Source organism: Citrobacter sp. Colony219, assembly GCF_019382635.1.
Lineage (GTDB): Bacteria > Pseudomonadota > Gammaproteobacteria > Enterobacterales > Enterobacteriaceae > Citrobacter > Citrobacter youngae.
Map to the genome: position 1 here is coordinate 1,759,933 of NZ_CP080033.1, position 5,292 is coordinate 1,765,224.

The 5,292-nt window shown below is 52.2% G+C and carries 5 protein-coding genes and 1 pseudogene; 4 read left to right on the forward strand and 2 right to left on the reverse strand.

Annotation, left to right across the window (positions count from 1 at the left end):
* Positions 1-5 precede the first annotated feature (5 nt).
* Positions 6-1,289, reverse strand: coding sequence for a citrate synthase (locus JTI85_RS07640; RefSeq protein ID WP_003831404.1), 1,284 nt, complete (start codon positions 1,287-1,289; stop codon positions 6-8).
* A 203-nt stretch (positions 1,290-1,492) separates the two neighbouring features.
* Positions 1,493-1,603 (reverse strand): annotated as a pseudogene (locus JTI85_RS07645) (hypothetical protein).
* 383 nt (positions 1,604-1,986) lie between these two features.
* Between JTI85_RS07645 and sdhC the strand changes: the two are divergent.
* From sdhC to sdhB, 4 genes are read left to right on the forward strand one after another with little or no spacing between them, the layout of a single operon-like run.
* On the forward strand, positions 1,987-2,391 hold the full coding sequence (sdhC, locus tag JTI85_RS07650; protein ID WP_003831406.1) for a succinate dehydrogenase cytochrome b556 subunit: 405 nt from the start codon (positions 1,987-1,989) through the stop codon (positions 2,389-2,391).
* Positions 2,385-2,732, forward strand: a complete 348-nt coding sequence (sdhD, locus tag JTI85_RS07655; protein ID WP_061067540.1) for a succinate dehydrogenase membrane anchor subunit — start codon at positions 2,385-2,387, stop codon at positions 2,730-2,732. The genes sdhC and sdhD overlap by 7 nt, the downstream gene beginning before the upstream one ends.
* Positions 2,732-4,498 (forward strand): succinate dehydrogenase flavoprotein subunit, encoded by a 1,767-nt coding sequence (gene sdhA, locus JTI85_RS07660; protein ID WP_219352372.1) that lies wholly within the window; start codon positions 2,732-2,734, stop codon positions 4,496-4,498. The genes sdhD and sdhA overlap by 1 nt, the downstream gene beginning before the upstream one ends.
* A 15-nt stretch (positions 4,499-4,513) precedes the next feature.
* Positions 4,514-5,230, forward strand: a complete 717-nt coding sequence (sdhB, locus tag JTI85_RS07665) for a succinate dehydrogenase iron-sulfur subunit SdhB (protein WP_032948848.1) — start codon at positions 4,514-4,516, stop codon at positions 5,228-5,230.
* The last annotated feature ends 62 nt before the right edge of the window (positions 5,231-5,292 follow it).

The window sequence follows — 5,292 nt, forward strand, 5'->3', positions numbered from 1 at the left end:
GACAATTAACGCTTAATATCAGATTTAAAATCGCGCTTGTCGTAGCCGGTGTACAGCTGACGCGGACGGGCGATTTTCATGCCGTCGGTGTGCATTTCGTTCCAGTGTGCAATCCAGCCAACGGTACGCGCCATGGCGAAGATAACGGTGAACATAGAGGACGGAATACCCATCGCTTTCAGAATGATGCCGGAGTAGAAGTCCACGTTCGGGTAGAGTTTCTTCTCGATGAAGTACGGGTCGTTGAGCGCAATGTGCTCAAGCTCCATCGCCACTTCCAGCAGATCGTCTTTGGTACCCAGTTCTTTCAGCACTTCGTGGCAGGTTTCACGCATGACGGTAGCGCGCGGGTCATAGTTTTTATAAACACGGTGACCAAAGCCCATCAGGCGGAAGGAATCATTCTTGTCTTTCGCGCGGCGAACAAATTCCGGAATGTGTTTAACCGAGCTGATTTCTTCCAGCATTTTCAGCGCAGCTTCGTTTGCGCCACCGTGAGCCGGTCCCCACAGGGAAGCAATACCGGCCGCGATGCAGGCAAACGGGTTAGCGCCAGAAGAGCCCGCGGTACGTACGGTAGAGGTTGAGGCGTTCTGTTCGTGGTCAGCGTGCAGGATTAAGATACGATCCATTGCGCGTTCCAGAATCGGATTCACTTCGTATTTTTCGCACGGCGTAGAGAACATCATGTTCAGGAAGTTACCGGCGTAGGAGAGATCGTTACGCGGGTACACGAACGGCTGCCCGATGGAATATTTGTAGCACATCGCTGCCATGGTTGGCATTTTGGACAGCAGGCGGAAGGCGGCGATTTCACGGTGACGCGCGTTGTTTACATCCAGCGAGTCATGATAGAACGCAGCCAGCGCTCCGGTGACACCGCACATAACGGCCATCGGGTGAGAGTCGCGGCGGAAACCGTGGAACAGACGGGTGATCTGCTCGTGGATCATGGTATGGCGAGTGACTGTGGTTTTGAACTCGTCGTACTCTTCCTGCGTCGGTTTTTCGCCGTACAGCAGGATGTAACACACTTCCAGATAGTTGGACTCGGTCGCCAACTGGTCAATCGGGAAGCCGCGATGCAGCAAAACACCTTCGTCACCGTCGATGAAAGTAATTTTGGATTCGCAGGATGCGGTAGAGGTGAAACCTGGGTCAAAAGTAAACATCCCTTTTGAGCCAAGGCTACGAATATCAATAACGTCCTGACCGAGCGTACCTTTCAGCACATCCAGTTCAATAGCAGCGTCACCATTTAGAGTGAGTTTTGCTTTAGTATCAGCCATTTACGGTCTCCTTAGCGCCTTATTGCTTAAGACTGCCGGAACTCAAATTTGCCTTCGTGCATCAATAAACCGTTACCAGTTTGTTATTTGGCTCGCCGCTCTGCGAAAGAGGGGATGACCTGGGTACAGAGCTATGGGCGCTTGCAGGTAAAACGGTCTTTTTATGGCGAATAAACTGCAAATCAAGAACTTAGCAATCCGAATTATTTAACCTGTCTATCACTAATAACTGTCCTGAAGGTATTGGTCAATACTTCCACACTGTTACATAACTAAATCTCCGGTGAAAGAGTGACCCCATAACTTTTACGCATTATATGCTTTTTCTGGTGTCGTTTGTAACAACTTTGTTTAATGATTGTCAAATCAGATGATTAAAAATTAAAATAATGTTGTTATCGTGACCTATGTCACTGTTCGGGATAAAACCCGACAAACTATATGTAGGTTAATTGTAATGATTTTGTGAACGTCCTATACTGCCGCCAGGTCTCCGGAATACCCTGCAATCCCGAGCCAACCAGCGTTGTAACGTGTCGTTTTAGCATCTGGAAGCAGTGTTTTATATGACGCGTAGTTATAGTAAGGACGCTGTCTGACCCGCACGCAGACCGGAGGAAGGAAATCCCGTCGTCTTTCAGGCTACAGGTGTCTTCATCTTCTGTACCCGAAGTCCAAAGGGAATAATAAGAACAGCATGTGGGCGTTATTCATGATAAGAAATGTGAAAAAACAAAGACCTGTCAATCTGGATCTACAAACGATCCGGTTCCCAATCACGGCGATAGCGTCCATTCTCCATCGCGTATCCGGAGTGATCACCTTCGTGGCGGTCGGGATTCTGTTGTGGTTATTGGGTACCAGCCTTTCCTCCCCTGAAGGTTTCCTCACCGCGTCATCCATTATGAATAACTTCTTTGTGGAGTTAATTCTGTGGGGGATCCTGATTGCGCTGGCCTATCACGCCGTTATGGGCATTCGCCATCTGTTAATGGATTTTGGCTATATCGAAGAAACCCTCGAAGCAGGGACACGCTCCGCCAAAATTTGTTTCGTTATTATTGTCGTGCTTTCACTTCTCGCAGGAGTCCTCGTATGGTAAGCAACGCCTCCGCATTAGGACGCAATGGCGTACATGACTTCATTCTGGTTCGTGCTACCGCTATCGTTCTGACGTTATACATCATCTATATGGTCGGCTTCTTCGCCACCAGCGGCGAGCTGACGTTTGAAATCTGGACCGGTTTCTTCTCATCGGCATTCACCAAAGTCTTCACCCTGCTGGCACTTTTCTCCATCTTGATTCATGCCTGGATCGGCATGTGGCAGGTGTTGACCGACTACGTTAAACCTCTGGCTGTGCGCCTGATTCTGCAACTGGCTATCGTCGTTGCGCTGGTGGTTTACGTCATTTATGGATTTGTTGTGGTGTGGGGTGTGTAATGAAACTGCCAGTCAGAGAATTTGATGCTGTTGTGATTGGTGCCGGCGGCGCAGGTATGCGCGCGGCGCTGCAAATTTCCCAGAGCGGTCAGACCTGTGCACTGCTCTCCAAAGTGTTCCCAACCCGTTCCCATACCGTATCTGCGCAGGGTGGCATCACCGTGGCGCTCGGTAATACCCATGAAGATAACTGGGAATGGCACATGTACGACACTGTCAAAGGGTCGGACTACATTGGTGACCAGGACGCTATTGAATATATGTGTAAAACCGGTCCGGAAGCGATTCTGGAGCTGGATCACATGGGGCTGCCGTTCTCTCGCCTCGATAATGGCACCATTTATCAACGTCCGTTTGGCGGCCAGTCGAAGAACTTCGGCGGTGAGCAGGCGGCACGTACCGCAGCGGCGGCAGACCGTACCGGTCATGCGCTGTTGCACACGCTGTACCAGCAGAACCTGAAAAACCACACCACCATCTTCTCCGAGTGGTATGCGCTGGATCTGGTAAAAAATGCTGATGGCGCGATTGTCGGTTGTACCGCGCTGTGTATCGAAACCGGTGAAGTGGTTTACTTCAAAGCCCGCGCCACCGTGCTGGCGACCGGCGGTGCTGGCCGTATTTATCAGTCCACTACTAATGCCCACATCAACACCGGTGACGGCGTGGGTATGGCTATCCGCGCTGGTGTGCCGGTGCAGGATATGGAAATGTGGCAGTTCCACCCAACCGGTATCGCCGGTGCGGGTGTTCTGGTAACAGAGGGTTGCCGTGGTGAAGGTGGCTACCTGCTGAACAAACACGGCGAGCGCTTTATGGAGCGTTATGCGCCGAACGCGAAAGACCTGGCGGGTCGTGACGTGGTGGCGCGTTCCATCATGATCGAAATCCGTGAAGGTCGCGGTTGCGACGGCCCATGGGGTCCGCACGCCAAGCTGAAACTCGACCACCTGGGTAAAGAAGTACTGGAATCCCGTCTGCCGGGCATTCTCGAACTGTCTCGCACCTTCGCTCACGTTGATCCGGTGAAAGAGCCGATCCCGGTTATCCCAACCTGCCACTATATGATGGGCGGTATTCCGACCAAAGTCACCGGCCAGGCGTTGACCGTAAACGAGCAGGGCGAAGATGTGGTGATCCCTGGGCTGTTCGCAGTAGGTGAAATTGCCTGCGTATCCGTTCACGGCGCCAACCGCCTGGGCGGCAACTCGCTGCTGGACCTGGTGGTATTTGGTCGTGCGGTGGGCCTGCATCTGCAGGAATCTATCGCTGAGCAGGGTGACCTGCTGGATGCGACCGAAGATGAAATCGATGCTTCTCTGGCACGACTGAACCGCTGGAACGGTAACCGTAACGGTGAAGACCCGGTGGCGATTCGCAAAGTGCTGCAAGAATGTATGCAGCATAACTTCTCGGTATTCCGCGAAGGCGATGCGATGGCGAAAGGTCTGGAAGAGCTGAAAGCGATTCGCGAACGCCTGAAAAATGCCCGTCTGGACGATACCTCCAGCGAGTTCAACACCCAGCGCGTTGAGTGTCTGGAGTTGGATAACCTGATGGAGACCGCGTACGCCACTGCAGTATCTGCAAACTTCCGTACCGAAAGCCGTGGCGCGCATAGCCGCTTCGACTTCCCGGAACGTGATGATGAAAACTGGCTGTGCCATTCCCTGTACCTGCCAGAGTCGGAATCCATGACGCGACGTCAAGTCAATATGGAACCGAAGCTGCGCCCGGCATTCCCGCCGAAGATTCGTACTTATTAATGCGGAGACAGGACAATGAAACTCGAGTTTTCAGTTTATCGCTATAACCCGGATGTTGACGACGCTCCGCACATGCAGGATTACACCCTGGAGGCGGAAGAAGGGCGCGACATGATGCTGCTGGATGCATTGATGCAGCTGAAAGAAAAAGACCCATCGCTGTCGTTTCGCCGTTCCTGCCGTGAAGGGGTTTGTGGCTCCGACGGTCTGAACATGAACGGCAAAAATGGACTGGCCTGTATCACACCTATTTCTGCGCTGAATCAGCCGGGCAAGAAAATTGTCATTCGCCCGCTGCCGGGCTTACCGGTTGTGCGCGATTTGGTGGTAGACATGGGGCAATTCTACGCACAGTATGAGAAGATTAAGCCTTACTTGTTGAATAATGGGAAAAATCCGCCGGCTCGTGAGCATTTACAAATGCCTGAGCAGCGTGAGAAGCTCGATGGGCTGTATGAATGTATTTTGTGTGCATGCTGCTCAACGTCCTGCCCATCATTCTGGTGGAACCCGGACAAGTTTATTGGCCCGGCAGGCCTGCTGGCCGCGTATCGCTTCTTAATTGATAGCCGTGATACCGAGACCGACAGCCGCCTGGAAGGTTTAAGTGACGCTTTCAGCGTATTCCGCTGCCATAGCATCATGAACTGCGTCAGCGTATGCCCTAAAGGGCTGAACCCGACGCGCGCCATCGGCCATATTAAGTCGATGCTGCTCAAACGTAGTGCATAAGTCGTTGTAGTTGCCGGGGAAGTGATTCCCCGGTAGTGCAGGAAACCTCTAAAAACTGCCAC